Source organism: Moraxella sp. VT-16-12, assembly GCF_002224245.2.
Taxonomy (GTDB): domain Bacteria; phylum Pseudomonadota; class Gammaproteobacteria; order Pseudomonadales; family Moraxellaceae; genus Moraxella.
Window position 1 is genome coordinate 1 of the sequence record NZ_NKHK02000024.1, and the last position, 1,291, is coordinate 1,291.

General features: G+C 46.6%; 1 protein-coding gene. It reads right to left on the reverse strand.

Annotation, left to right across the window (positions count from 1 at the left end):
- Positions 1–98 precede the first annotated feature (98 nt).
- Positions 99–1,289: an elongation factor Tu gene (tuf, locus tag CEW93_RS10575; RefSeq protein ID WP_089540449.1), complete on the reverse strand. Its 1,191-nt coding sequence runs from the start codon at positions 1,287–1,289 to the stop codon at positions 99–101.
- Between the last annotated feature and the right edge of the window lie 2 nt (positions 1,290–1,291).

Here is a 1,291-nt window from a genome sequence, read left to right on the forward strand (position 1 = left end):
TTTTTAAAGCACCCCATCACACCAAAACCCCCACCATCAGGCAGGGGTTTGTCTTACGACCAAGGACTGGGTTGTATTAAGAATGATCTTATCAAAGATTAGTTCTTAACGTTTGCAACAACACCAGCACCTACGGTACGACCACCTTCACGAATCGCAAAGCGTAGACCTTTGTCCATGGCGATTGGGTGGATAAGCTCAACACTCATCTCAACGTTATCACCAGGCATTACCATCTCAGTACCTTCTTGTAGAGTGATGGCACCAGTAACGTCAGTGGTACGGAAGTAGAACTGTGGACGATAGCCATTTAGGAATGGGGTATGACGACCACCTTCTTCTTTTGATAGTACGTATACTTCTGCATCAAATTGAGTGTGTGGGGTGATAGAACCTGGTTTGGCAAGTACTTGACCACGTTGAACTTCTTCACGCTTAGTGCCACGAAGTAGTACACCACAGTTCTCACCAGCACGACCTTCGTCTAGTAGCTTACGGAACATCTCAACACCAGTACAGGTGGTTTTGGCAGTGTCTTTGATACCAACGATTTCTACTTCATCGCCTACTTTGATGATACCAGATTCTACACGACCTGTTACAACAGTACCACGACCAGAGATAGAGAATACGTCTTCGATTGGCATTAGGAATGCTTTATCAATGGCACGCTCAGGCTCAGGAATGTAGCTGTCTAGGGTGTCTAGCAATTCTAAGATGGCTTTTTCACCATACTCACCTTGGTCGCCATTTAGACCTAGTAGAGCAGAACCTTTGATGATTGGGGTGTCATCACCTGGGAAGTCGTAGTCAGATAGAAGCTCACGCACTTCCATTTCTACCAATTCTAGCAGTTCTTCGTCATCAACAAGGTCGCACTTGTTCATAAATACCATGATGTATGGTACACCTACTTGGCGAGACAGTAGGATGTGCTCACGAGTTTGTGGCATAGGACCGTCAGTAGCTGCCACAACTAAGATGGCACCGTCCATTTGAGCAGCACCAGTAATCATGTTTTTAACATAGTCGGCGTGTCCTGGGCAGTCAACGTGTGCATAGTGACGAGCTTCGGTGTCATACTCAATGTGAGAAGTGTTAATGGTGATACCACGAGCTTTTTCTTCTGGGGCAGAGTCAATGGCTGCGTAGTCTTTTGCTTCACCACCGTGGTGCTTAGCAGCAACAGTAGCGATGGCAGCAGTTAGGGTGGTTTTACCGTGGTCAACGTGTCCGATGGTACCAACGTTAACGTGTGGTTTGGTGCGTTCGAATTTGGCTTTTGCCATGA

Bases quoted from the DNA above. Each gene is read 5' to 3' on its own strand.
- tuf (WP_089540449.1), bottom strand. From the start codon at position 1,289: ATGGCAAAAGCCAAATTCGAACGCACCAAACCACACGTTAACGTTGGT.